Origin of the sequence: Paraburkholderia sp. J94 (assembly GCF_905220285.1) — a bacterium.
Taxonomy (GTDB): Bacteria; Pseudomonadota; Gammaproteobacteria; order Burkholderiales; family Burkholderiaceae; genus Paraburkholderia; species Paraburkholderia tropica_A.
Genome location: NZ_CAJMZH010000021.1, coordinates 39082 through 61521 on the forward strand (window position 1 = coordinate 39082; position 22440 = coordinate 61521).

A 22440-nucleotide genomic window follows, 5' to 3' on the forward strand; every position below is an offset into this window, starting at 1 on the left:
GGGTTTTTTGTCGCCTGTCGCTTTTGTTATTGCTGTTGTTTTAAGCGGCTTCAGGCGAACAGGCGCTGCGCGTGAATACCCAGCCCCGTCGCCACGCTGGCGAGGCGGTCGCCGAACACCGGTTGCGCGTGCGGGAATGCGTCGGCGAGCGCCTGGGTCAGGAACAGCAGACCCGTCGAACCGCCCGTGAAATACAGCGCGTTCACGGCGCCCGGCGCCACGCCCGCGGCCTGCACGGTCTCGCGCGCGGCTTCCACGATGCGGCGCGTTTCTTCGCGGCCCGCTTCCACCAGTTGCGCGTCGTCGAAGGCGAGGCGCAGATCGGTTTCCACCTGCTCCAGATCGATCATCGTCTGGCCGCCCGCCGACACGCCGATCTTCGCTTCCTCCGCATGCGCCGCCAGCGCGTGCCCGAGACGCCAGTCGACCACACGCATCAGGCGATCGTGGTGCGCGGCGTCGCGGTACAGATGGCGCATGAGCTTGAGTTCGGCGGCGCGCTTGGGCGTGTACACCGTGTTGATCAGGTGCCAGGTCGCCAGATCGAAATAGACGCGGTTCGGCGCCTCGCGGCCTTCCGGGTCGAGCGACTGATAGCCGAGCTCGCGCAGGATCGTCGCCAGTTCGACGCGGCGGTCGAAGTCCGTACCGGCCACGTGCACGCCGTGATGCGCGAGCACGTCGTCCTTGCGGGCGAGGCGCGTCATGCGCTGCGGTCCCACGCGCACGAGCGAAAAGTCCGACGTACCGCCGCCGATGTCGGCCACCAGCACCAGCCCCTCTTCCGTCAGACGCGACTCGTAGTCGAATGCCGCCGCGATCGGCTCGTACTGGAACTCGATTTCCTTGAAGCCCACCGCGCGCGCCGCCGCTTCGAGCTGATCCTGCGCGAGCTTGTCGGCGCGCGGATCTTCGTCGACGAAGAACACCGGGCGGCCCAGCACCGCGCGCGTGAGGCTCGCGCCCGCGCAGCGTTCGGCGCTGCGTTTGAGGTGATCGAGGAAGATCCCGATGATTTCCGTGTAGCGGATCGCGCTGCCGTCGCCGAGATCGGTCGTGCTCTCCGCGAGCGGCGAGCCGAGAATGCTTTTCATCGAGCGCATCAGGCGCCCGTCGAAGCCGTCGATGTAAGCCGCCAGCGCCGCGCGGCCAAACTCGCGCGTGTGCTCGTCGGTGTTGAAGAACACCGAGGTCGGCAGCGTGGTGTGCGCGCCTTCGACCGGCGCGAGGCGCATCGCATCGCCCGGCGCGGCGCCCGGCAAGGCCACGGCCGAATTGGAGGTGCCGAAGTCGATCGCGCAAAAGGGATTCGACGCGGGATTCGACGCGGGATTCGACGCGGATTTCGAAGCGGAATTCGAGGCTGGATGCGGGGAGGCGGTCAAGGCGGGGCTCATGGCGGGGGTCATGGCAACGCCGCGCGGCACGTCGCACGCGGCATTACGGAAGGCTGGGAGGACCGGCTTTGTATCACGAAAACGCGGCGCGGAGCAACCGCAGGGACGGGGTGCGGCCCCGCAAATAAAACGCGCGACGGGTGCCGCGCGATTTGCCCTGCAAGGAGCCAGCGCGGAGGCCAGCCGGCTCTGCGTTGCTCAGCCCTTGAACGGCTGCTTCCAGGCGTTCGCGTAAGCGATATCGCCGACGCTCGCACGCGTGCGCTCCGCCTTCTCGCGGTCGCGCAGCACCGGATCGAGCTTCTCGGCGTCGCCGTAATGGCCGATCGAGATGATCGCGAGCGGCTCCACGTCGTTCGGCAGGCCGAATTCCTTGCGGAACGCGTTCACGTCGAAGCCGCTCATCTGGTGCGCGGCGAGACCGAGCGCATGCGCCTGCAACACCAGCGACATGGCCGCCGCACCCGCGTCGTACTGCGCCGTGCGGTTCACCTCACCCTTGGCGTTGAGCGTCTGCGCCGTCACCGCGACCAGCACGGGCGCCGGCGCGTTCCACTGCTGATTGAAGGGCACGAGCGTCGCGAAGGCGCGCTTGAACGCCGGCTCGTCGGCCGTGCGGTCGAACACGATGAAGCGCCACGGTTGCAGGTTGTAGCCCGACGGCGCCCAGCGCGCGGCTTCGATGACCGCGTGCAGTTGCTCGCGCGAAACCGGCTCGTTCGAATAGGCGCGCGGGCTCCAGCGGCCTGCGATCAGTTCGTGGATGGGCACGGCTGTCGGTGCGGGTTTTTGCTTCGTCATGCCTGATGTGTCCTTGGTGTGCGGGCGCTCGCCCGGGGCTCACAGCATACCCGCGCCGCGTGAAACGCGCTGAAACGGCGAAGGCGGCGCGGATGCAGCCGCCTTCGCGGTCACTTCGGATGTCGGCTTCGCGCAATCGGGCGAGTGCAATCGGCGAGCGCGGCCGCGCGAACTCAGGCCGTCTGCATCAGGCCGTCTGCGCACCCGCCGTGCGCGGCGCGCGGTTGATGCGCAGCACGAGGAACGAGGCGATCAGGCACAAGCCGCCCGAAATCATCGACGCCACCGTGTAAGTGCCGAGGCTCGAACGCAGCAGCCCCGCGCCGAACGCCGCGAACGCCGCGCCCAGTTGATGGCCCGCGACCACCCAGCCGAAGATGATCGGCGCGCGCTCCTTGCCGAACACATCGGTGGCGAGGCGCACGGTCGGCGGCACGGTGGCGATCCAGTCGAGCCCGTAGAACACCGCGAAGATCGGCAGACCGAAGAAGTCGATACCGAACGCGTGCGGCAGATAGATCAGCGAGAGCCCGCGCAGGCCGTAGTACCAGAACAGCAGCACGCGGCTGTTGAAGCGGTCCGAGAGCCAGCCCGAGAGCGTCGTGCCGAACAGATCGAAAATGCCCATCGTCGCGAGCAGCGACGCGCCCTGCACTTCCGTCATGCCGTAGTCGCCGCACATGGCGATCAGGTGCGTGCCCACGTAGCCGTTGGTGCTCGCGCCGCAAATAAAGAAGCTGAAGAACAGCAGCCAGAAGTCGCGCGTGCGGCTCGCCGATGCGAGCGCGCCGAACGCCAGCTTGATCGGATTCTGCTGGGGCGCGGGCGGCGCGACGGGCGCATCGGGCTCCTCGCCGAACGGACGCAGCTTCAGGCTGGCCGGCCGCTCGGGCAACAGGAACGCGACCAGCGGCAGCACCACGGCAGCGGCCGCCGCGACCACCAGCACGACGAGCTGCCAGCCGTGCTTTTGAGCGATCGCCGCGAGGAACGGCAGGAACACGAGCTGACCCGTGGCCGAACTCGCCGTGAGAATGCCCATCGCGAGGCCGCGATGCGTGGTGAACCAGCGCGTGACGACCGTCGCCGACAGCGACAGCGCCGCCACGCCGGTCGAGCCGCCCACCATCACGCCCCAGATCAGGATCATCTGCCACGGATGCGTCATCAGCGAGGAAAGCGCGACGCCCGCCCCCATCGTGGCGAGCGCCGCCAAGAGCGTCGGCCGCACGCCGAAGCGCTGCATCGCCGCCGCCGCGAACGGCCCCATCAGCCCGTAAAGCGCAATGTTCACCGAAATCGCCAGCGAGATCGTCGCCCGGCTCCAGCCGAACTGATGCTCGAGCGGCACCATCATCACGCTCGGCGTCGCGCGCGTGCCGGCTGCCGCCAGCAGCACCAGGAACACCACCGCCAACACGAGCCATCCATAATGGAAACGCCCGCCGACCCACCTCGCTGCCCAGTTCATCCGTGCTGCTCCACGTTCGTTGACCTGCTTGATTCGCCTGTTTGATCTGCCAGTTTGATCCGCCTGCTTGATCCGCGTCTTGTCGATCGAACGGATTGTTACCGCTCGGTCACAAGTGTGTTGCGATAGTAGTGACCGCTCGGTAACATGTCAAGCATGTCCCTGACGACGAGATGTACTGCCATGTCCACGCGCCACGAAGATCCGACCGCACCCGCTGCCACCGCGCCCGGCAAAGCCGCCGCGCGTGCGGGCCGCGCGCGCACCCAGACGGCCGGGCCGCGCGCCCAGGAGCATCTGCTCGCCGCCGCCGACGAATTGTTCTATCGCGAAGGCGTGCGCGCCGTAGGCGTCGAAGCCGTGGTCGAGCGCGCGGGCGTGAACAAGATGAGTCTGTACCGGCAATTTTCGTCGAAGGACGATCTGGTGGTCGCGTATCTGAAGCGCTGCGACGTGCGCTTTTTCGAGCGCTTCGAGGCGAGCGTCGCGAAGCATCCGGGCGAACCGGCGAAGCAGTTGATGCAGGCGTTCGAGGATCTGGCGGCGCGCGCGTCGGCGCCCGACTATCGCGGCTGTCCGTTCGTGAACGTCGCGGCCGAGTTTCCCGACCCGGCGCATCCCGCGCGCCACAGCGTGGCCGACAACAAGACGCGGCTGATGGCGCGCCTCACCGAACTGGCGCAGGCGGCGGGCGCGGCCGACGCCGCGTCGCTCGCGAACGAACTGGCGCTGCTGGTCGAGGGCGTTTACGCCGCGAGCCAGACCTACGGCCCCGGCTGCGGCCCGATTCAGGCGGCGCCGCGTATGGCGAAACTGTTGATCGAAGCGGCGTGCGGGCCCGCCGCCTGATTTCGCGACATCCATTTATGGCGCGCCGTTCGCCGCAGCGGGCGCGCAAACCGCACCGGTAAAATGCCGCGATGACCGATACACCGAACACCCCCGCCACGCCCGACACGGCGCATCCCGAGCACGCCGCCATTCTCGACGCCACGCGCCACTGGCTCACGCGCGCGGTGATCGGGCTGAATCTCTGCCCATTCGCGAAAAGCGTGCATGTGAAGGGCCAGATCCGTTACGCAATCAGCGAAGCGACCGATCTGGAAGGTGTGCTAACCGATCTCGAAGCCGAACTGCGCGCGCTCGCGGATAGCAGCCCGGAGGACATCGACACGACGCTGCTGATCCTGCCGCACGCGCTCGCCGATTTCCTCGACTACAACGACGCGCTCCATTTCGCCGACCTGCTGCTCGGCCAGTTGCGACTCGACGGCGAGCTGCAGATCGCGAGCTTCCATCCGCAGTATCAGTTCGAGGGCACCGAGCCCGACGACATCGAGAACTACACGAATCGCGCGCCCTATCCGATCCTGCATCTCTTGCGCGAGGCGAGCATCGAGCGCGCCGCGGACGCGTTCCCGGACGCCGCCGACATCTACGAGCGCAATCAGGAAACGATGCGCCGCCTGGGCCTCGAAGGCTGGCGCGCGTGGATGAGCCAGCGCGACGACCAGTAAGGCGTCCTGCCGATCAAACAGCGATCGTCATGATCGCCTGAGCGTGCGCAGCGGCCCGTCAAACTCTGGCCGCGCGCCACACGCCACGCTCACACTTCCTCGGCGGCTTCCCTGGCCGACGCCTCGCCCTCATCGACGAAGAAACGCTCGCGCAGTTCGGCAATCCCGAAGGTATCGAGCAGTTCGTTGAGGCGCTCCGCCGGACGGCGGCGTGGCAGATTCTTGTACTGCGCCACGATGAGCTCGTTCTTCATCGAGTGCTCCCAGCCCACCAGCTCCGTCACGCTCACCTGATAGCCGTGCGCCTCCAGTTGCAGGCAGCGCAGCACGTTGGTGATCTGGCTGCCGAACTCGCGCGTATGCAGCGGATGACGCCAGACCTCCGTGAGCGCCTGGCCGAGCGACTTGCCCTTGTTGCGGCGAAGCACGCCCGCCACTTCAGCCTGACAGCACGGCACCACGACGATATGGCGCGCGTGCTTCTTGAGCGCGAAGCGCAGCGCGTCGTCGGTGGCGGTATCGCAGGCGTGCAGCGCCGTGACGATATCGACCGTGGGCGGCAGTTGCGTCGACGTGATCGAGTCGGCCACCGAGAGATTCAGAAACGACATCCCCTTGAAGCCGAGCCGCGCCGCCAGTTCCTCCGAGCGCTGCACGAGTTCGTCGCGCGTTTCGATACCGAAGATGCGCGAGTTGTCGCACAGACCCTTGAAGAACAGGTCGTACAGAATGAATCCCAAGTAGGACTTGCCCGCACCGTGATCGACGAGCGTGACGTCGCGGCCATCCTGCTTGAGGTCGTTGAGCAGCGGCTCGATGAACTGGAACAAGTGATAGACCTGCTTCAGCTTGCGGCGGCTGTCCTGGTTCATCTTGCCGTCGCGCGTCAGGATATGGAGCTCCTTAAGAAGCTCGATCGACTGATTCGGACGGATTTCGTAGGTCTTGCTGGACATCGGGACAAAAAAAGATGAGAAGCGTCATTAACCGCGAAACGTGCGGCAACCGACAGAGCGACGCAAATAGATCTGTCATTTTACGGAAAAAGCAGCACGAGGCCGCGAACCTGATAGTGGCCCATTCGTCATATGGTTGGAGCGTCCGTCACGCTGACCCACGTCCGGACGACAGGGAGGGGTTGATTAAAACAGACACGGTGAGCCTCAGGCCGCTGATGTCCAGAAAGGACCATTTTTGGGGCGCGACCGACCGGCAAAGTACCGGATGTGCGCGCATGGGAGGTCGCTCCGGGTCCGCCGGCAGCGATAAATCAGGTATGACGCAGATCCCCGCTGGGCAAAGACGCACGGCGCTGCGCGACCTTGCATGGGGCATGCAATGAACACAATACCCGACGGTAACGCTGAGCAAAAATTCCAGGAACTGCTTGCCAGACTCGTTGAAGTGCCCGAGTGGACGGAAAAGCAGCAGTTGGAGCTCGAAATGGCGCGTGACATCTCGGTCGAGATGCTGCGCCTGGCCGAAGAGATGCGCGACGGCGCGGCAGATCTCGAGAATTGCCTGATCCTGCTGAAATACGCCAAAGTGCTCGATTTCGTGATGTCGGCGCTCGCTGCGCGGCGCGACATCAAACCCCAGACTTTACGCGTGATCTTCAAGCTCGCCGGCCTGGCCGTCGACGAGGCGTATCCAGGTTAGCGACGACCGCCAACACCGCGGGAAAGCAGGCGAACGCGCGGCGTTTTCACGGCCCGGCATACAGGCGGGCCGCGCGGCGCGACGTGCGCTGGAGATCGGCTGATGCGCCGATGCGCCGACGCATCGTCACTTTGTGCGAGCCGTTCGCGTCACGCAACGGCTCATCGCCGGCTTTTATCTTCGCGCTCGCGCTGTTTCGGCCCTTTCATTCATCGTGGCTTCCGAATGAATTGGCGAAACCGCGCGCGGTGCATCATGCCTTGCGCACCTTCAGGCGCCACAGCGACGTGATCTCCGCCGCGCGCGCACGATATAGCGGATCGTTCGGATCGCTCGCCTTCGGGTGACGCGGACGAATGTCTTCGCGCCCCGCCACTTCCAGCCCCGCCTCGACGATCATTTCCACGAGCGCCTCGCGCGTGCGCAAACCCAGATGCTCGGCGAAATCGGAGAGGATCAGCCAGCCTTCGCCGCCCGGCTCCAGATGATCCTTGAGACCGCCGAGGAAGCCGCGCAGCATGCGGCTGTCGGGATCGAACACCGCATATTCGATGGGCGACGCCGGTCGCGCCGGCACCCACGGCGGATTGCAGACCACCAGCGGCGCGCGCCCCGGCGGGAACAGATCCGCCTCGATCACCTCGACGCGCTCACCGTGGCCCAGCCGCTCCAGGTTCTCACGCGCGCAGGCGAGCGCGCGGGCGTCCTGATCGGTCGCGACGACCTGCTTGACGCCGCGCGCGGCGAGCACCGCCGCGATCACGCCGGTCCCGGTGCCGATGTCGAACGCCTTCTCGACCGAAGGCAGCGGCACGCGCGCGATCAGATCGAGATACTCGCCGCGCACCGGCGAAAACACGCCGTAGTACGGATGCACATGCGCCCCGTCGAGCGCGGGAATCGGCACGCCCTTCTTGCGCCATTCATGCGCGCCGATCAGGCCAAGCAATTCGCGCAGCGACACCGCCGACGGCTCGCCATCGGGCGCGCCCCACGCTTCCTCGCACGCGAGCTTCACGTCGGGCGCGCGGCGCAGCGCGATGCCATAGTCGCCTTCGAGCGGCAGCAGCACCATGCCGAGCGTGCGCGCACGCTGCGCCTGCGCCTGGCGATGCAGATGGAATGCTTCGAGCGGCGTGGCCGGCGGCTTGGGCGCGCCCTTCTTCGGCTTGCGTTCGGCGCGGCGCGCCATGGCCTGCAGCAGTTGCCGCGCGTTCTGAAAGTCGCCGTGCCAGAGCAGCGCGGTGCCTTCGCAGGCGAGCCGATAGGCGTCGTCGGCCGTGGTGCGGTCGTCGGCGATCACCACGCGCTTCGGCGCGGGTGCGCCCGCCTCCGAACGCCAGCGGACGGTGCGCGGGCCGTCCGTGTCGGGCCAGCTCAAGGTGGGAAAGTCGGTCATAGGATTCGAATGCTTTAAGGCGCGCCGCAACGCGGCGGCGCAAGACGCGCGCCATCATATAGCAGAGCGCGCGGCCGCGTTCCGCGCCGTGCGCCCGAAAATACAGCCGTGCGGGCGCCGCGCGGGCATGGAGGCATCATCGCGCAGCGCCGCGTATCCGTCGACTCGGCCAGAAGACATAGGCCGAACGACATAGGCCGGAAGGCACAGGACGGTTCCTCGCTCAGCGCCAATAGCCGCCAGTACAATGAGCGCCGATCCGCGCAACGGTGCCTCGCGCCACAACGAGAACATGTCCGAGACCAACCCACCGAGACGCGCCGCCAGTCCACCGAACGCACAGGGCGCATCAAGCGCGCGGCGCGGGAAGAACCGCCACGCGAAGCCCGGGCTCGATGCGGACTTCTACGCCGAACTGCTGCATATCGCCGGGCTTCAGGAAAGCGCGGCGGCGGCCAAGACCGTGGTTGCGCGGCGCGACGGCGCGCAGCGCCAGCCGGGCGCGCTGATCGAACTGGCGCTCGCGGCCATCGACTCGCGCGACATCCCACAAACTTCACAGACGTTCCGCACGGCGCTGCGGCTGTGCATCGCGTGGCTTGGCCGCCTCGTGTTCCTCAAGCTGCTCGAAGCGCGCCTGCTCGCGCTGCACGAGGGCGACCGCGCGTATGCGTTTCTGCGCAGCGCGCGCATCGGCACGTTCGCGCAACTCGACTCGCTCTGCCACGACGTGTTCGGCAACGGCGAAGGCCATCCGCACCTGCCGCGTTTCGATGGCGCGATGTTCGAGTCCGCCGACCTCGCGGCGTTCGGCATCGGCTTCGCCGCGCTCGCGGACGACGCCCCGCTCGCGCCGTTCGAAGCAACCGCGCTGGATTCCGCGCCCGCATCGCACGCGCGCAACACCGTCACCTATCTGCTCGATTTCCTCGACGCATTCGAATTCGGCTTCGATTCAGGCACGCCGACGAACGCCAGCCAGCCGCCGCATCGACAACGCATCGACACGGCCACGCTCGGCCTCGTCTTCGAAAAGCTCAACGGCTATCGCGACGGCGCGTGGTACACGCCGGGCCGCGTCGCCATGATGCTGGCGCGCGAGGCCGTCACGGGCGCGGCGCTCGGGTGCTTCACTCTGCTCGAAGGCCGGCGCTGCGCGACGCTCGATCAGTTATCCGAACAAATCGACAAAGATAATCGCCGCGACGAAGCGCGCGCACTGCTGGCCTCGCTGCGCGTGTGCGATCCGGCGGTCGGCACGGGGCATCTGCTCGTCTCGGCGCTCGACGAATTGATCGTGCTGAAAGCGCGTCTGCGCCTCTTCGACGACGCGCCCGACCACGCGCTCGCGGGCCTGCGCATCGAAGTCGTGAACGATCGGCTCAGTGTGTCGCTCCCGCACGGCGGCGCGCCCGGCCGCGAGCAACAGCGCCGTATCGACGCCGCGCTCTATCGCGAGAAACGCGCGATCGTCGAGCAGAATCTGTTCGGCGTGGATATCGATGCCGACGCGCTCGGCATGGCGCGGCGGCGGCTCGCGTTCGAACTGCTCGCGCACGCCGCCTACGACGACGCGGGCCGCTTCGCGACGCTGCCGAACCTCGCCGCCAATCTTCGGCAAGGCAATGCGGTGCTGAGCCGCGTCGACGACCAATTCACCGACCACGACACCACGCAAGCCTTCGACTGGCGCACCGAGTTTCCCGCGCTATGCGACGCACGCGGCGCGTTCGCGGGCTTCGACGCCGTGCTCGCCAACCCGCCCTACGTCGACTCCGAGCGCATGATCAACGAAGGCCAGCGCGCGCTGCGCGAGCAGTTGGCGCGACGCTGGCCGAGCGCGCGCGGCAACTGGGATCTCTACATCGTGTTCATGGAACTCGGCCTCGCGCTCACGGCGCCGCACGGCACGATGGCGTTTCTCACGCCCGACAAGTGGCTCGCGAAGCCGTTCGGCGCGGCGTTCCGCGCGCGCCATCTCGACATGATCGAGCGCATCGTCGCGCTGGGCCGCGACGTGTTCGAGCACGCGCTGGTCGATGCGATCGTGACGGTGTATCGGCGGTCGGGCTGCGAGAAGATCGAGACGTCGCGTCTCGATCCGGCTGGGCTGACGCCGCTCACCCTTGCACCGAAGCGCGACCTCGAAGCGCCGTGGACGCTCGACGCGCTGCTCTCGCCGCACTACGCGTTCGTGCAGCGGCTCGCGCGCGCGCATGCGACGCTCGGTGAGTTGATCGCCTGCGAAAACGCATGCGCGACCGCCGATGCGTATCGGCTCGCGCCGTGCATCGAGGAAGCGCGCGGCGCCTTCGATGCACGCGATCACTATCGCGTCGTGAATACCGGCACGCTCGGGCGCTACGTCTCGCGCTGGGGCGTGAAGCCGATGACCTATCTCGACCAGCGTTACGCTGAACCCGTCGTCGGACGCGCGCGCTTCGAGGCGGCGTTCGCGAATCGGTATCGTGAGAAGGCCGCGGCGAAGAAAGTAATCGTGAAGGGGCTCACGCATCTCGACGCCACGCTCGACCTCGCCGGCGACACGATCCCCGGCAAGACCACGCTGATCCTGCGCGCGGACGACGACGCCCTGCTCAAGTTCGCGGCAGCGGTGCTGAACGGCCCGCTCGCGGCCTTCGTCACGCGCGCGCGATTCGGCGCATCGAGCTACAACGGCGGCGTGGCCTTCACCAAACTGATGATCGATGCGATTCCGGTCCCGCGCGACGCGAGCGCGCGTGCGGACGTGGTGAAGTGCGTGGATCGATTACTCGATGCGCTGCGGTCGGGTGATCACGCGCCACGCAGCGAGGCGCTCATGCGCGAGATCGACCGCGCGCTTTACGCGGCGTATGGGCTGGGGGAAGACGAGATCGCGCTGATCGAAGGCGATGGACGCGGCGCGGGCAAACGCGGCGGCATCACCACGCAACACCGCGCCTGAAAAAGAAAAAGGGCTACAGCTGATGCGCTGTAACCCTTTCTCGAACTGTTTTGGTGCCGGCTGCAGGACTCGAACCCGCCACCTGATGATTACAAATCAACTGCTCTACCAGATGAGCTAAGCCGGCGTAGCCCGTGATTCTACTTCATTTCACGATCTTGAGGTGACCCTTACCGCCCTTTGCAGCACCGTCGTCGCCGGAATCGCCCTTGCCGGTCTTCGCGGACACGGCGGACTCGTCGGTCTCGCTCTGCACGGCAGCAGGCGCGACGCTCGGCACCGCCGTCGGACCGGCCGTGGGCACCACTGCGGGCGCAGCCGTGTCCTCATGCTCGTCCTGAGCCGAAGGCAGCACGTCGTTCGCGTCGCCCGGCGGCGCTTCGACCGGGAACGCCATGCCCTGGCCGTTCTCGCGCGCGTAGATCGCCAGCACGTTCGACACCGGCACTTCGATCTTGTGCGACTTGCCGGAAAAACGCGCGTGAAACTCGATCATCTCATTGCCCATCTGCAACTGGCTCGTGGCCTCGAAGCTGATGTTCAGCACGATCTCGCCGTCGCGCACGAACTGGCGCGGCACCCGCGTGCGGTTGTCGACCCGCACCGCGATATGCGGCGTGAAGCCGTTGTCCGTGCACCACTCGTACAGCGCGCGCAGCAGATACGGCTTGGTGGAAATCTCTTGCATCAACAGTCCTCTGACGAGGCGGCCCACCCGCGAGCAGCGCGCCGCCTCCGGTTTGCAACGGCGATGGCCGCCTTAGCGGCGCATCACCTTTTCCGACGGCGTCAGCGCTTCGATGTAGGCCGGACGGCTGAAGATACGCTCGGCGTACTTCATCAGCGGCGCGGCGTTCTTCGAGAGTTCGATGCCGTAGTGATCGAGACGCCACAGCAGCGGCGCGATCGCGACGTCGAGCATCGAGAACTCTTCGCCGAGCATGTACTTGTTCTTCAGGAAGATCGGCGCGAGCTGCGTGAGGCGGTCGCGGATCGCGAGGCGCGCCTTCTCGTGATTCTTCTCGGCGGCCTTGCCCTTCTCGTTTTCGAGCGTGCTGACGTGCACGAACAGTTCCTTCTCGAAGTTGAGCAGGAACAGGCGCGCGCGGGCGCGCTGGACCGGATCGGCCGGCATCAGCTGCGGATGCGGGAAGCGCTCGTCGATGTACTCGTTGATGATGTTCGACTCGTACAGAATCAGGTCGCGCTCGACCAGAATCGGCACCTGACCATACGGATTCATCACGGCGATGTCTTCCGGTTTGTTGAACAGGTCGACGTCGCGGATTTCGAAGTCCATGCCCTTTTCGAACAACACCAGCCGGCAACGCTGGGAGAACGGGCAGGTAGTGCCGGAGTACAGAACCATCATGATTTACATTTCCTCAATAAACCCAAAAGGCCGACGGGCAAAAACACCGCCTGAGGCCTAGCGGCCGTCAGACGGTGTTTCGTGACACCGGCCCCACGTCGGTCAGAACGTGCCTATTTGATATCTTTCCAGTACGCGGCGTTCAGTCGCCACGCGAAAAAGCTCAGGACGCCGAGGAACAGCAGCACCCAGACGCCGAGCTGCTTGCGGGTTTTCTGCTCCGGTTCGGACATCCAGCCGAGGTAAGCCACCAGGTCGGCCACGGCAGAATCATAATCCACCGGCGAGAGCTTCCCCGGCGAGACCTGTTGGTACCCCACAAAGCGGCGGACTTTTTCCCCGGATTCCTCGTCCACCGTGTCTTCGAACTTCGCGGTGCGCACGCCCTGCAATTCCCAGAGCACGTGCGGCATGCTCACGTTCTCGAACACCATGTTGTTCCAGCCGGTCGGACGCGTGTCGTCGCGGTAGAAGCTGCGCAGATACGTATACAGCCAGTCGCGCCCTTTCGCGCGCGCTTCGACGGAGAGGTCCGGCGGCGCCACCCCGAACCACGCCTTGGCGTCGTCCGGGCGCATGGCGATGGACATCGTGTTGCCGACCTTGTCCGTCGTGAACAAGAGATTATCTTCGATTTGCTTCTGCGGAATGCCGAGATCCTGCAACCGGCTGTAGCGCATCAGATTCGCACTGTGGCAGTTCAGGCAATAGTTTACAAACAATTGCGCGCCATGTTGCAGCGAAGCAAGATTTTCGCCGTTATCGGGTGCGCGGTCGAGCGGAATGTTTTCCTGCGCCGCTACCGTTCCGACCCCAAACCCCAAACCCACCGCCAGGCCGCACGCCATCGCGAGCGTCGCGACGCCCCGCCACACGCGCTGTTGAGCACCGCGCTGAACGTTGCGCAGCAGATTGCGCGCCCGCGCGAGCGTCGAAAAGAGAGATGCCATCGTCATGTCTTCCTCGCTCGCAAGTTAATGGGGCTTGAACCGCACGCGTTCGGGCGGCTGCTTGAACGTGCCAAGCGGCGTCCAGAACGGCATGCCGAGGAAGAACGCGAAGTAGATCAGCGCGCACACCTGCGCGATCAGCGTGGCCGCCGGCGATGGCGGCCGGGTGCCGAGAAAGCCCAGTGTGAGGAAGGCCGCCACGAAAATCCCGAGGAACACCTTGTGGAAGAACGGCCGGTAGCGGATCGACTTCACCGGCGCGCGGTCGAGCCACGGCAGGAAAAAGAGCGAGATCACCGCCGTGCCCATCACCACCACGCCCCAGAATTTCGACTCGGTGAAGGCCATCGCCAGAATCACGAGCACCGCCAGCACCGGCAGCCCCGCGCGCCATTTGCCACGCGCACGCACCAGCGCGAACAGGCCGAGCAGTCCGATCACGATCATCAGCACGATCTTGAACGGGTCGGTCGTGGCGCGCAGCATCGCGTAGAACGCCGTGAAGTACCAGACCGGCGCGATCTCGGGCGGCGTCTGCAGCGGGTTGGCCGGCACGAAGTTGTTCGCTTCGAGGAAGTAGCCGCCCATTTCCGGCGCGAAGAAGATGATCGCCGCGAAGATCATCAGGAAGATGCACACGCCCATGAAGTCGTGCACCGAGTAGTACGGATGGAACGGGATGCCGTCGAGCGGAATGCCGTTCGCGTCCTTTTTATCCTTGATCTCGATGCCATCCGGGTTGTTCGAGCCCACTTCGTGCAGTGCGACGACATGCGCCACCACCAGCCCGATCAGCACGAGCGGAATCGCGATCACGTGGAACGCGAAGAAGCGGTTGAGCGTGACGTCCGACACCACGTAGTCGCCGCGAATCCACAGCGAAAGATCCGGGCCGATGAAGGGAATCGCGGAGAACAGGTTCACGATCACCTGCGCGCCCCAGAACGACATCTGCCCCCACGGCAGCAGATAGCCGAAGAAGGCTTCCGCCATCAGGCACAGGAAGATCGCGCAGCCGAAGATCCACACGAGTTCGCGCGGCTTGCGGTACGAACCGTAGAGCAGCCCGCGGAACATGTGCAGGTAGACGACCACGAAGAACATCGACGCGCCCGTCGAGTGCATGTAGCGGATCAGCCAGCCCCACGGCACCTCGCGCATGATGTACTCGACCGAGGCGAACGCGAGCGTCGAATCGGGCTTGTAGTTCATCGTCAGGAAGATGCCCGTGACGATCTGGTTCACCAGCACGAGCAGCGCGAGCGAGCCGAAGAAGTACCAGAAGTTGAAGTTCTTCGGCGCGTAATACTCGGAGACGTGGGCTTTCCACGTCGCGGTCATCGGAAAGCGTTTGTCGATCCAGCCTGCGAGGCCCGTCGTCTCCACCACCTGTTTTTCTTGTCCCGTGGCCATCACGCTTCTCCTTTTTCGTCCTTGCCGATCACGATCTGCGTCGGTGACGTGAACATGTAGCGGGGGATGTCGAGGTTCTGCGGCGCGGGCTTGTTCTTGAACACGCGGCCGGCGAGATCGTAGGTGGAGCCGTGACACGGGCACAGGAAGCCGCCCGGCCAGCTATCGGGCAGGTTCGGCTGCGGGCCTTCCTGGAAACGCGGCGTCGGCGTGCAGCCCAGATGCGTGCACACGGCGACGGCCACGAGAATGTGCTGATGCTCGGCGCGCGAGCGGTATTCGTTCTTGCAGTAGTCCGGCATCGGGATGGAAAACGGATGCTCGGATTCGGGATCGGCCAGTTCGGCGTCGGCCTTCTTGCAGTCCGCCAGCATGCGGTCGGTGCGGTTCAGGATCCACACGGGCTTGCCGCGCCAGGCGACCGTCATGAGCGAGCCGGGCTGCAAACCGCTGATATCGACTTCGACGGGCGCGCCGGCGGCGCGTGCTTTTTCGGATGGTGCAAACGAGCCTACGAAAGGTACGACAGTGGCCACGCCTCCTATGCCACCTGCTACGGACGTCGCAATCAGCCAGGTACGGCGGCTGCCATCGACGCGGTCATTTTCTTTGTCTCGCATCACATCGCCCCACTTCTGAGTTGGATTTTTCCGTCACGCCGTTGATGACCCGCATGCTGCCGAACGCTAGTTTGCGCGAATGGAGTTGGCATTTACAAGGGGCGATCTCGAAAAAGCGCCCGAAGTCCTTGATAAATCGGGGTTTTCCCCCAGAAATCAGGGCACATTTCTTTTCGGCTTGTAAATGCCCGGTGAATAAATCCATGCGATCTGGGAGACGCGCGCGGGCGTCGCGCGATTCGGACGCCGCGCGCAAAGACGGCCGAATACTTAAACCGGATTGTCGATGTCGATAAAGAGATGATCGATATCGAATGTTTCGGCCAGATGCGCACCGACGGCCTGCACGCCGAAGCGCTCGGTCGCATGGTGGCCCGCCGCGAGGAAGGCCACGCCGCTCTCCGCCGAGGTGTGAAAAGTGGGCTCGGAGATTTCGCCGGTGAGGAACACGTCGGCGCCCGCGTCGATGGCCGAGTCGAACAGGCTCTGCGCCGCGCCCGTGCACCACGCCACGCGGCGCAGCTGCCAGTCGGGATCGCCGAGCACGAGCGGCGCGCGCCCGAGCGTCTGCTCGACCTGCGCGGAGAAGTGCGCGAGCGTGATCGGCATGGGCAGCGTCGCCATCCAGCCGAGATCCTGCTCGCCGAAGCGTTGTTCGCTGATCCAGCCGAGTTTGGCGCCCAACTGCGCGTTATTGCCGAATTCCGGGTGGCAGTCGAGCGGCAGATGGAAAGCGAACAGGTTGAGGTCGTGCGCGAGCAGCGTCTTCAGGCGGCGGTATTTGCGGCCCGTGATCTGCGGCGCCTCGTTCTTCCAGAAGTAGCCGTGATGGACCAGCACGGCGTCGGCGCCCCACTCGAGCGCGGCTTCCAGAAAGGCCAGCGAGGCGGTCACGCCGGTCGCGATCTTCTGCACGCGCCGCCGCCCTTCCACTTGCAGGCCATTGGGGCAGTAGTCCTTGAACCGCCCGGTTTCCAGAAGATTGTTCAGATACAATTCCAGTTCGATCCGATCCATATAATCCTCTAATCTTCAGATGCTTAGACGCTTTTGGCTGTTCTTCGCCCAGGCGGTGACGGTCCTGCTGGCGTTGATGTTCATCATCGCGACGCTCAAGCCGCAGTGGCTTCAGCACCAGGGGCAACTCGGCAAACAGCTCGCCGAACCCATCGTCGCGCTACGCGAAGTGGCGCCGGGCATCGGCGGCGGCGGTGGCAGCCAGGGGTCCTATGCGGACGCCGCCCAGAAGGCCATGCCCGCGGTCGTCAACGTGTTCTCCAGCAAGGACGGCTCGCTGCCGCCCGATCCGCGCCAGAACGACCCGCTGTTCCGCTACTTCTTCGGCGATCGCAACAACAACCGCAAGCAGCAGCAACAGCCCGCGGCGAATCTCGGTTCGGGCGTCATTGTCAGTCCAGACGGTTACATTCTAACGAACCAGCACGTGATCGACGGCGCGGATCAGATCGAAATCGCGCTCTCCGACGGCCGCACCACCAACGCCAAGGTGATCGGCATCGACCCGGAAACCGATCTGGCCGTGCTCAAGATCAATCTGCCGAACCTGCCCACGATCACGCTCGGCCGGATGGATCAGGCCCGCGTGGGCGACGTCGTGCTAGCCATCGGCAACCCGTTCGGCGTGGGCCAGACGGTCACGATGGGCATCATCAGCGCGCTGGGCCGCAATCACCTCGGCATCAACACGTTCGAGAATTTCATCCAGACCGACGCGCCGATCAATCCCGGCAACTCGGGCGGCGCGCTCGTCGACGTGAGCGGCAATCTGCTCGGCATCAACACGGCCATCTACTCGCGCTCGGGCGGCTCGCTCGGCATCGGCTTCGCGATTCCCGTGTCCACGGCGCGCAGCGTGCTGGAAAGCATCATCACGACCGGTTCGGTCACGCGCGGCTGGATCGGCGTGGAGCCGCAGGATCTGACGCCCGAGATCGCCGAATCGTTCGGCATCAACGAGAAGTCGGGCGCGATCGTCGCGGGCGTGCTGCAAGGCGGCCCCGCCGACAAGGCCGGCATCAAGCCGGGCGACATCCTGCTTTCGGTGAACGGCGAGGCCATCACCGACACCACGCGCCTGCTGAACGTGATCGCGCAGATCAAGCCGGGCACCGACGCGAAGGTCCACCTCGTGCGCAAGAACAAGGACATGGACCTCGACGTGATGATCGGCAAGCGCCCGCCGCCGCCCAAGCACCCCGCCAACGAAGACGGCGAAGGCGACGACGAAGGCGGTTGAGGTTCTACTTACCGCGGGGCGAAGGCCGCACGCGCGGCTCGCCTCGCCCGGGCAACCCGGCGCCAGAAACACAAAGGCCGCGAACGTCACCGTTCGCGGCCTTTGTGTTCTGCGGGGATGTCGCGCGACGTCAGCTTGTCGCTTCGCTCTCGTCGGCGGTCTTCCTTTCGCCGGTGCCGATGAAAACGCGCGCCGCGATGATGCCCGCTTCGTAGAGGATGATCAGCGGCAGCGCCAGAATCAGCTGCGAGAACACGTCCGGCGGCGTCACCACGGCGGCGACGATGAACGCGCCCACGATCACATACGGACGGATTTCCTTGAGCTTCTTCACCGTGAGCACGTGCATGCGCACGAGCAGCACGACGATGATCGGCACCTCGAAAGTGACGCCGAACGCGATGAACATCGTGAGCACGAAGCTCAGGTAATTGTCGATATCGGTCGTCATCTCCGCGCCGAGCGGCGCGTTGTAGTGCGCCATCACGCGGAAGATCGTGGGAAACACCACGAAGTACGCGAACGCCATGCCGCACAGGAACAGCGTGTAGCTGCTCGCCACGAGCGGCACGACCAGCTTCTTCTCGTGCTGATAGAGCCCCGGCGCGACGAACGCCCAGATCTGATAAAGCACGACAGGCAGCGCGATCACGAAGGCGACGAGCATCGTCACTTTCATCGGCACGAAGAACGAGCCGGTCACGTCGGTGACGATCATTTTGCCGTCGCGCGGCAGGTTCTGCATGAGCGGACGCGCGAGCAGCCTGAAGATGTCGGGCGCCCAGTAGACGAGCCCGACGAACACGACGATGACGGCAATGCCCGCGCGGATGATACGGTCGCGGAGTTCGACGAGGTGCGAGATGAAGGTCTCTTCAGTGCCCTCGCCCTGGTTTTGCTGGGGGTCGCTCACACCGGCCCTCGGGGGTTGGAGATGGGGAAGTTCGAATGCGGCTGCGGCATCGGAATCGGTGAATGCGCGTCAGAAGAAACGCGTGGGCCGGCGCAGGCTGGCCGGCGTGTGCTGCGCGACGCGCGCCGCGCCCGACTGCACGCGCGTGCGCCGCAGCGTCGCGCGTTTGTACCACACGGGCGTGCCCGTCTGTTTCACGCGCCAGTTCTTGCGCTTCGCCGTGGACGCGCCGGCGTCGCCGGAACGCCACGTGGAGGCTGACGAACCGTCGGCGAAACCCGCGCTACCGGACGTGCCGGACACCGCGCTTTGCGCCGTGACGGCAGCCGGGTCCGCGCCGCCCGCGATGCTGGGCGACACGCTCGTACCCTGGTTCCAGGCGTCGTTGAGCTCGGTTTCGTGCTGGCGCAGATTCTCGTGAACGTTCTTCTCGACGTTCTGCGCAGCCTGTTCGAACTCGCCCTTCATGCGGCGCAGTTCGTCGAGTTCGATCTCGCGCGTGACTTCGGCCTTGACGTCGTTGATGTAACGCTGCGCGCGCCCGAACAGCGCGCCTGCGGTGCGCGCGACGCGCGGCAGGCGCTCCGGTCCGAGAACGACCAGCGCGACGACGCCGATCAGCGCCATCTTCGTGAGACCCAGATCAAGCATGAATGGAGCTTTCCGTCAGCCTTGGAGCAGGAAAAAGCGAAACAGACACGGCAAGCAGACGACCACCGCGCTTAGCGGAGGTCGTTGCTCGAGGTCTTGTCCTTGGCGTCGACGTCGACCGTGCCGCCGTTCTTCGGCAGCTCGCGCTTGGCCGCGTCGGGAGCTTCCTCACCGTCGCGCATGCCTTCCTTGAAACCCTTGACCGCACCGCCGAGGTCGCTGCCGATATTGCGCAGCTTCTTCGTGCCGAAGACGAGCGCCACGATCAACAACACAATCAGCCAATGCCAGATGCTCAACGAACCCATGATCAAAACTCTCCTTAACCCCGCGCCGCGCCTCGTGCGCAGCGTGAAAACGTTGGCGCGCCGAGGCGCGCTGCGTAAAAACCGGTCCGATAGTAAATAGTGCCTGCGAGGTGTGGCGGCTGCATGGCATGCCACCCTTTTTCAGCGGGCGTTGTTGCTTTATCTGCTCAATGCGCTTCGTGCCTGCCTCGTGCGTCACTCATCGGTGATGCACGCGACGCGCCTTCAGCCCATGCGTTGCCACGGACGCGGCCCGGCCAGCAAATGCGCGTGCAGGTGGTAGACCTCCTGACCGCCGCCGGGCCCCGTGTTCACGACGGTGCGAAAACCGGTTTCACCGCCGGTGTACGACACGCCGAGATCCTTCGCGAGACGCGCCACCAGCACGAACATTCTACCAAGCAGCGGTGCGTCCTTTTCACCGCAATCGGCGAGCGTCGCGATATGTTCGCGCGGGATCACCAGCACGTGCGTCTGCGCCGCGGGCCGGATGTCCCGGAAAGCGACGAATTCGTCGTCTTCGTAGACGCGCGTGCTCGGAATCGCCCCGTCTGCGATCTTGCAGAACAGACAGGTGCTGCGGTCGTGGCTGTCACCTTGGCTCATGATGCTCCCGAAATGCGCGGACCCGACAACCCGCCGATCACACCCACGCGCGCGGATCGCGCAGCGGCTTGCTGTCGTGCAGATACAGCCAGCCTTTGATGATACGGTACAACGTCCAGATCGCGACAGCCCACAAAATTGGAATGCCGATCAGCACGAAAAACAGCGCGATACCGATCAGATGCCCCGCCAGCCCGAGCCAGAAGGTGCGGATCTGCCAGGTGAAATGCTGCTCGTAGGGCGTGCCCGCCGCTTCGTCGCGCTTGAGGTAATTGATGATGATGGCGACCAGCACGGTCACGCCGCCGGTGAGCCAGTAGAACGCGTAGAGGCCGTAGAGCACATGCGTGAGGGTGCGCAGACTGCGCAGGCGGTCCGCGTCGATCGGTTCGCGCACCACTGGAGGCGGATAGCCGCCGGGCGTCGTGGACATGTTGCGTCTCCCCTGATGTGCGGCGCGCGCGCCGCGTGGGTGGGCAAGCGCCGCCGGTGTGCCCGGCGGCATGCGCGCCAGTGCGACCCGGACCCGCGCGGGCCCGTGTCAGTTGCCGTCAGTCGCCGTTCGACTCGCGCTCCTGGCTCTTGCGCAGCGCCTTCTCTTCGAGGCCCGAAAGGCCTTCGCGGCGCTCGAGTTCCGCCAACACATCGGCGGGGCTCAGGTCGAAATGCGAGAGCGTCACGAGGCAATGGAACCACAGATCGGCCATTTCGCCGACCAGCGCCTTGGGCGCGCCGCCCTGGCGCACGTCCTTGGCGGCCAGCACGACTTCGGTCGCCTCTTCGCCGACCTTCTTGAGCACCGCGTCGTCGCCCTTGTGGAACAGGCGCGCGACGTAGGAAGCATCGGGATCGCCGCCCTTGCGGCTGTCGATCACCGCCGCGAGGCGCAGCAAGGTGTCGTTGGTGTTCAGTTGCGTCATTTGTAGATGTGCTCGGGGTCTTTCAGCACGGGATCGACGGCGACCCAGCGGCCCTCGTCGACAGTGCCTTCGAATTGCTGGAAAAAGCACGAGTGGCGGCCCGTGTGGCAGGCGATGCCCGACACCTGCTCGATCTTGAGCAGCACGACGTCTTCGTCGCAGTCGAGGCGAATCTCGCGCACGTGCTGCACGTGGCCCGATTCCTCGCCCTTGAACCACAGGCGCTGGCGCGAACGCGAGAAGTACACCGCGCGGCGCAGCTCGACGGTCTTGGCGAGCGCCTCGCGGTTCATCCACGCGAACATCAGCACGTCGCCGCTGGTGGCTTCCTGGGCGATCACCGGCACGAGGCCGTTGGCGTCCCAGTTGATCTTGTCGAGCCAGCCGGCTTGTTCGATCGATGCGGTCGTCATGGCTTACATCCTCACCGAAATGCCCTGGTCGGCCATGAAGCGCTTCGCCTCGCCGACCGTGTGCTCGCCGTAGTGGAAGATGCTCGCTGCGAGCACCGCGTCGGCGTGGCCCTTGACGATGCCATCCGCCAGATCCTGCAGGCCGCCCACGCCGCCCGAGGCGATCACGGGCACCGGCACCGCGTCCGAGACGGCGCGCGTGAGGTCGAGGTCGAAGCCGCTCTTGGTGCCGTCGCGGTCCATGCTCGTGAGCAGGATTTCGCCCGCGCCGAATTCGGCCATCTTGCGCGCCCATTCGACGGCGTCGATGCCGGTGGCCTTGCGGCCGCCGTGCGTGAACACTTCCCAGCGCGCCGGTTCGCCCGGCGCGGAGGTGCGCTTGGCGTCGATCGCGACCACGATGCACTGCGAGCCGTACTTGTCGGCCGAGTCGCGCACCAGTTGCGGATTGGCGACCGCCGACGAGTTCATGCCGACCTTGTCCGCGCCCGCGTTGAGCAGGCGCCGCACATCGGCCACGGCGCGCACGCCGCCGCCGACCGTCAGCGGAATGAAGACCTGCGACGCCACCGCTTCGATGATCGGCAGGATCAGGTCGCGCCCGTCGGAGGTGGCGGTGATGTCGAGGAAGGTGAGTTCGTCGGCGCCCTGATCGTCATAGCGGCGCGCGATTTCGACGGGGTCGCCCGCGTCGCGCAGTTCGACGAAGTTGACACCCTTGACGACCCGTCCGGCCGTCACGTCGAGACAGGGGATGATGCGTTTGGGTAGAGCCATGATCTTGCCGGTGATGCCAGGTTAGTGTCCGTCGGGCGCGGCGGCGGAT

At 65.5% G+C, this 22440-nt stretch carries 25 protein-coding genes and 1 tRNA gene; 5 read left to right on the plus strand and 21 right to left on the minus strand.

Going from position 1 to position 22440, the window contains the following annotated elements; genetic code table 11:
* Positions 1–50: 50 nt before the first annotated feature.
* The 3 genes from U4Y88_RS33380 to U4Y88_RS33390 all read right to left on the minus strand — a co-directional run bounded on the left by U4Y88_RS33380 (position 51) and on the right by U4Y88_RS33390 (position 3669).
* Positions 51–1397, minus strand: a complete 1347-nt coding sequence (locus U4Y88_RS33380) for an Hsp70 family protein (RefSeq protein ID WP_321789148.1) — start codon at positions 1395–1397, stop codon at positions 51–53.
* A 198-nt stretch (positions 1398–1595) separates the two neighbouring features.
* Positions 1596–2198, minus strand: coding sequence for a nitroreductase family protein (locus U4Y88_RS33385; RefSeq protein ID WP_224012006.1), 603 nt, complete (start codon positions 2196–2198; stop codon positions 1596–1598).
* Positions 2199–2385: 187 nt separating this feature from the next.
* On the minus strand, positions 2386–3669 hold the full coding sequence (locus U4Y88_RS33390; protein WP_321789150.1) for an MFS transporter: 1284 nt from the start codon (positions 3667–3669) through the stop codon (positions 2386–2388).
* A gap of 183 nt (positions 3670–3852) precedes the next feature.
* On the opposite strand from U4Y88_RS33390, the gene U4Y88_RS33395 reads away from it, so the two are divergent.
* On the plus strand, positions 3853–4518 hold the full coding sequence (locus U4Y88_RS33395; RefSeq protein WP_321789152.1) for a TetR/AcrR family transcriptional regulator: 666 nt from the start codon (positions 3853–3855) through the stop codon (positions 4516–4518).
* A 71-nt stretch (positions 4519–4589) separates the two neighbouring features.
* A complete protein-coding gene (locus tag U4Y88_RS33400) occupies positions 4590–5186 on the plus strand; it encodes a DUF1415 domain-containing protein (protein ID WP_321789154.1) in 597 nt (198 codons plus the stop codon).
* A gap of 89 nt (positions 5187–5275) precedes the next feature.
* Here the strand turns inward: U4Y88_RS33400 and U4Y88_RS33405 are convergent, their stop codons facing one another.
* Positions 5276–6142: an SAM-dependent methyltransferase gene (locus tag U4Y88_RS33405; RefSeq protein WP_321789156.1), complete on the minus strand. Its 867-nt coding sequence runs from the start codon at positions 6140–6142 to the stop codon at positions 5276–5278.
* A gap of 382 nt (positions 6143–6524) precedes the next feature.
* Between U4Y88_RS33405 and U4Y88_RS33410 the strand changes: the two genes are divergently transcribed.
* Entirely contained in the window at positions 6525–6845 is a 321-nt protein-coding gene (locus tag U4Y88_RS33410) for a DNA-binding protein (RefSeq protein ID WP_065062658.1), read from the plus strand.
* Between the two features lie 253 nt (positions 6846–7098).
* Here the strand turns inward: U4Y88_RS33410 and U4Y88_RS33415 are convergent, their stop codons facing one another.
* Positions 7099–8244 carry a class I SAM-dependent methyltransferase gene (locus U4Y88_RS33415; protein ID WP_321789157.1) on the minus strand — a complete coding sequence of 382 codons (1146 nt, stop codon included), beginning with the start codon at positions 8242–8244 and terminating at the stop codon, positions 7099–7101.
* Positions 8245–8536: 292 nt separating this feature from the next.
* Between U4Y88_RS33415 and U4Y88_RS33420 the strand changes: the two genes are divergently transcribed.
* Positions 8537–11191 (plus strand): Eco57I restriction-modification methylase domain-containing protein, encoded by a 2655-nt coding sequence (locus tag U4Y88_RS33420; RefSeq protein ID WP_321789159.1) that lies wholly within the window; start codon positions 8537–8539, stop codon positions 11189–11191.
* Positions 11192–11242: 51 nt separating this feature from the next.
* Here U4Y88_RS33420 and U4Y88_RS33425 read toward each other — a convergent pair.
* The 8 genes from U4Y88_RS33425 to U4Y88_RS33460 all read right to left on the minus strand — a co-directional run bounded on the left by U4Y88_RS33425 (position 11243) and on the right by U4Y88_RS33460 (position 16563).
* Positions 11243–11318 (minus strand) — tRNA-Thr (locus U4Y88_RS33425).
* 18 nt (positions 11319–11336) lie between these two features.
* Complete coding sequence (locus U4Y88_RS33430) at positions 11337–11879, minus strand: ClpXP protease specificity-enhancing factor (RefSeq protein WP_224011999.1); 543 nt, start codon at positions 11877–11879, stop codon at positions 11337–11339.
* Between the two features lie 72 nt (positions 11880–11951).
* Positions 11952–12563, minus strand: a complete 612-nt coding sequence (locus U4Y88_RS33435; RefSeq protein ID WP_027797364.1) for a glutathione S-transferase N-terminal domain-containing protein — start codon at positions 12561–12563, stop codon at positions 11952–11954.
* Between the two features lie 113 nt (positions 12564–12676).
* On the minus strand, positions 12677–13411 hold the full coding sequence (locus tag U4Y88_RS33440; RefSeq protein ID WP_224012013.1) for a cytochrome c1: 735 nt from the start codon (positions 13409–13411) through the stop codon (positions 12677–12679).
* Positions 13412–13537: 126 nt separating this feature from the next.
* Positions 13538–14926 carry a cytochrome b gene (locus tag U4Y88_RS33445; protein ID WP_224011998.1) on the minus strand — a complete coding sequence of 463 codons (1389 nt, stop codon included), beginning with the start codon at positions 14924–14926 and terminating at the stop codon, positions 13538–13540.
* Entirely contained in the window at positions 14926–15546 is a 621-nt protein-coding gene (gene petA / locus U4Y88_RS33450; protein WP_224011997.1) for a ubiquinol-cytochrome c reductase iron-sulfur subunit, read from the minus strand. The genes U4Y88_RS33445 and petA overlap by 1 nt, the downstream gene beginning before the upstream one ends.
* Positions 15527–15751: a hypothetical protein gene (locus U4Y88_RS33455; protein WP_224011996.1), complete on the minus strand. Its 225-nt coding sequence runs from the start codon at positions 15749–15751 to the stop codon at positions 15527–15529. Before U4Y88_RS33455 ends, petA begins: the two co-directional genes overlap by 20 nt.
* 65 nt (positions 15752–15816) lie before the next feature.
* Positions 15817–16563, minus strand: a complete 747-nt coding sequence (locus U4Y88_RS33460; RefSeq protein WP_224011995.1) for a Nif3-like dinuclear metal center hexameric protein — start codon at positions 16561–16563, stop codon at positions 15817–15819.
* Positions 16564–16582: 19 nt separating this feature from the next.
* On the opposite strand from U4Y88_RS33460, the gene U4Y88_RS33465 reads away from it, so the two are divergent.
* Positions 16583–17803 carry a Do family serine endopeptidase gene (locus U4Y88_RS33465; protein WP_224011994.1) on the plus strand — a complete coding sequence of 407 codons (1221 nt, stop codon included), beginning with the start codon at positions 16583–16585 and terminating at the stop codon, positions 17801–17803.
* A gap of 130 nt (positions 17804–17933) precedes the next feature.
* Here U4Y88_RS33465 and tatC read toward each other — a convergent pair whose 3' ends face one another.
* The 8 genes from tatC to hisF all read right to left on the minus strand — a co-directional run bounded on the left by tatC (position 17934) and on the right by hisF (position 22391).
* Positions 17934–18716 (minus strand): twin-arginine translocase subunit TatC, encoded by a 783-nt coding sequence (gene tatC, locus U4Y88_RS33470; RefSeq protein WP_224011993.1) that lies wholly within the window; start codon positions 18714–18716, stop codon positions 17934–17936.
* A 69-nt stretch (positions 18717–18785) separates the two neighbouring features.
* Positions 18786–19367: a Sec-independent protein translocase protein TatB gene (tatB, locus tag U4Y88_RS33475; RefSeq protein WP_224011992.1), complete on the minus strand. Its 582-nt coding sequence runs from the start codon at positions 19365–19367 to the stop codon at positions 18786–18788.
* A gap of 71 nt (positions 19368–19438) precedes the next feature.
* A complete protein-coding gene (gene tatA / locus U4Y88_RS33480; protein WP_224011991.1) occupies positions 19439–19675 on the minus strand; it encodes a Sec-independent protein translocase subunit TatA in 237 nt (78 codons plus the stop codon).
* A gap of 225 nt (positions 19676–19900) precedes the next feature.
* A complete protein-coding gene (locus U4Y88_RS33485) occupies positions 19901–20281 on the minus strand; it encodes a histidine triad nucleotide-binding protein (protein WP_310632565.1) in 381 nt (126 codons plus the stop codon).
* 37 nt (positions 20282–20318) lie between these two features.
* The gene (locus U4Y88_RS33490) at positions 20319–20714 is read right to left on the minus strand and encodes a hypothetical protein (protein WP_321789161.1); all 396 of its coding nucleotides are present in this window, start codon (positions 20712–20714) and stop codon (positions 20319–20321) included.
* A 118-nt stretch (positions 20715–20832) separates the two neighbouring features.
* Positions 20833–21201: a phosphoribosyl-ATP diphosphatase gene (locus tag U4Y88_RS33495; protein WP_321789162.1), complete on the minus strand. Its 369-nt coding sequence runs from the start codon at positions 21199–21201 to the stop codon at positions 20833–20835.
* Positions 21198–21614: a phosphoribosyl-AMP cyclohydrolase gene (hisI, locus tag U4Y88_RS33500; RefSeq protein WP_224011988.1), complete on the minus strand. Its 417-nt coding sequence runs from the start codon at positions 21612–21614 to the stop codon at positions 21198–21200. The genes U4Y88_RS33495 and hisI overlap by 4 nt, the downstream gene beginning before the upstream one ends.
* 3 nt (positions 21615–21617) lie before the next feature.
* Positions 21618–22391: an imidazole glycerol phosphate synthase subunit HisF gene (gene hisF / locus U4Y88_RS33505; RefSeq protein WP_224011987.1), complete on the minus strand. Its 774-nt coding sequence runs from the start codon at positions 22389–22391 to the stop codon at positions 21618–21620.
* Positions 22392–22440: the final 49 nt, after the last annotated feature.

Coding starts and splice junctions, on each gene's coding strand:
- U4Y88_RS33445 (WP_224011998.1), bottom strand. CDS start 14,926: ATGGCCACGGGACAAGAAAAACAGGTGGTGGAGACGACGGGCCTCGCA.
- U4Y88_RS33485 (WP_310632565.1), bottom strand. CDS start 20,281: ATGAGCCAAGGTGACAGCCACGACCGCAGCACCTGTCTGTTCTGCAAG.
- U4Y88_RS33420 (WP_321789159.1), top strand. CDS start 8,537: ATGTCCGAGACCAACCCACCGAGACGCGCCGCCAGTCCACCGAACGCA.
- U4Y88_RS33380 (WP_321789148.1), bottom strand. CDS start 1,397: ATGAGCCCCGCCTTGACCGCCTCCCCGCATCCAGCCTCGAATTCCGCT.
- tatA (WP_224011991.1), bottom strand. CDS start 19,675: ATGGGTTCGTTGAGCATCTGGCATTGGCTGATTGTGTTGTTGATCGTG.
- U4Y88_RS33490 (WP_321789161.1), bottom strand. CDS start 20,714: ATGTCCACGACGCCCGGCGGCTATCCGCCTCCAGTGGTGCGCGAACCG.
- U4Y88_RS33465 (WP_224011994.1), top strand. CDS start 16,583: ATGCTTAGACGCTTTTGGCTGTTCTTCGCCCAGGCGGTGACGGTCCTG.
- U4Y88_RS33415 (WP_321789157.1), bottom strand. CDS start 8,244: ATGACCGACTTTCCCACCTTGAGCTGGCCCGACACGGACGGCCCGCGC.
- U4Y88_RS33390 (WP_321789150.1), bottom strand. CDS start 3,669: ATGAACTGGGCAGCGAGGTGGGTCGGCGGGCGTTTCCATTATGGATGG.
- U4Y88_RS33395 (WP_321789152.1), top strand. CDS start 3,853: ATGTCCACGCGCCACGAAGATCCGACCGCACCCGCTGCCACCGCGCCC.
- U4Y88_RS33405 (WP_321789156.1), bottom strand. CDS start 6,142: ATGTCCAGCAAGACCTACGAAATCCGTCCGAATCAGTCGATCGAGCTT.
- U4Y88_RS33410 (WP_065062658.1), top strand. CDS start 6,525: ATGAACACAATACCCGACGGTAACGCTGAGCAAAAATTCCAGGAACTG.
- hisI (WP_224011988.1), bottom strand. CDS start 21,614: ATGACGACCGCATCGATCGAACAAGCCGGCTGGCTCGACAAGATCAAC.
- petA (WP_224011997.1), bottom strand. CDS start 15,546: ATGCGAGACAAAGAAAATGACCGCGTCGATGGCAGCCGCCGTACCTGG.
- tatB (WP_224011992.1), bottom strand. CDS start 19,367: ATGCTTGATCTGGGTCTCACGAAGATGGCGCTGATCGGCGTCGTCGCG.
- U4Y88_RS33440 (WP_224012013.1), bottom strand. CDS start 13,411: ATGGCGTGCGGCCTGGCGGTGGGTTTGGGGTTTGGGGTCGGAACGGTA.
- U4Y88_RS33435 (WP_027797364.1), bottom strand. CDS start 12,563: ATGATGGTTCTGTACTCCGGCACTACCTGCCCGTTCTCCCAGCGTTGC.
- hisF (WP_224011987.1), bottom strand. CDS start 22,391: ATGGCTCTACCCAAACGCATCATCCCCTGTCTCGACGTGACGGCCGGA.
- U4Y88_RS33455 (WP_224011996.1), bottom strand. CDS start 15,751: ATGGATTTATTCACCGGGCATTTACAAGCCGAAAAGAAATGTGCCCTG.
- U4Y88_RS33400 (WP_321789154.1), top strand. CDS start 4,590: ATGACCGATACACCGAACACCCCCGCCACGCCCGACACGGCGCATCCC.
- U4Y88_RS33385 (WP_224012006.1), bottom strand. CDS start 2,198: ATGACGAAGCAAAAACCCGCACCGACAGCCGTGCCCATCCACGAACTG.
- U4Y88_RS33495 (WP_321789162.1), bottom strand. CDS start 21,201: ATGACGCAACTGAACACCAACGACACCTTGCTGCGCCTCGCGGCGGTG.
- U4Y88_RS33460 (WP_224011995.1), bottom strand. CDS start 16,563: ATGGATCGGATCGAACTGGAATTGTATCTGAACAATCTTCTGGAAACC.
- U4Y88_RS33430 (WP_224011999.1), bottom strand. CDS start 11,879: ATGCAAGAGATTTCCACCAAGCCGTATCTGCTGCGCGCGCTGTACGAG.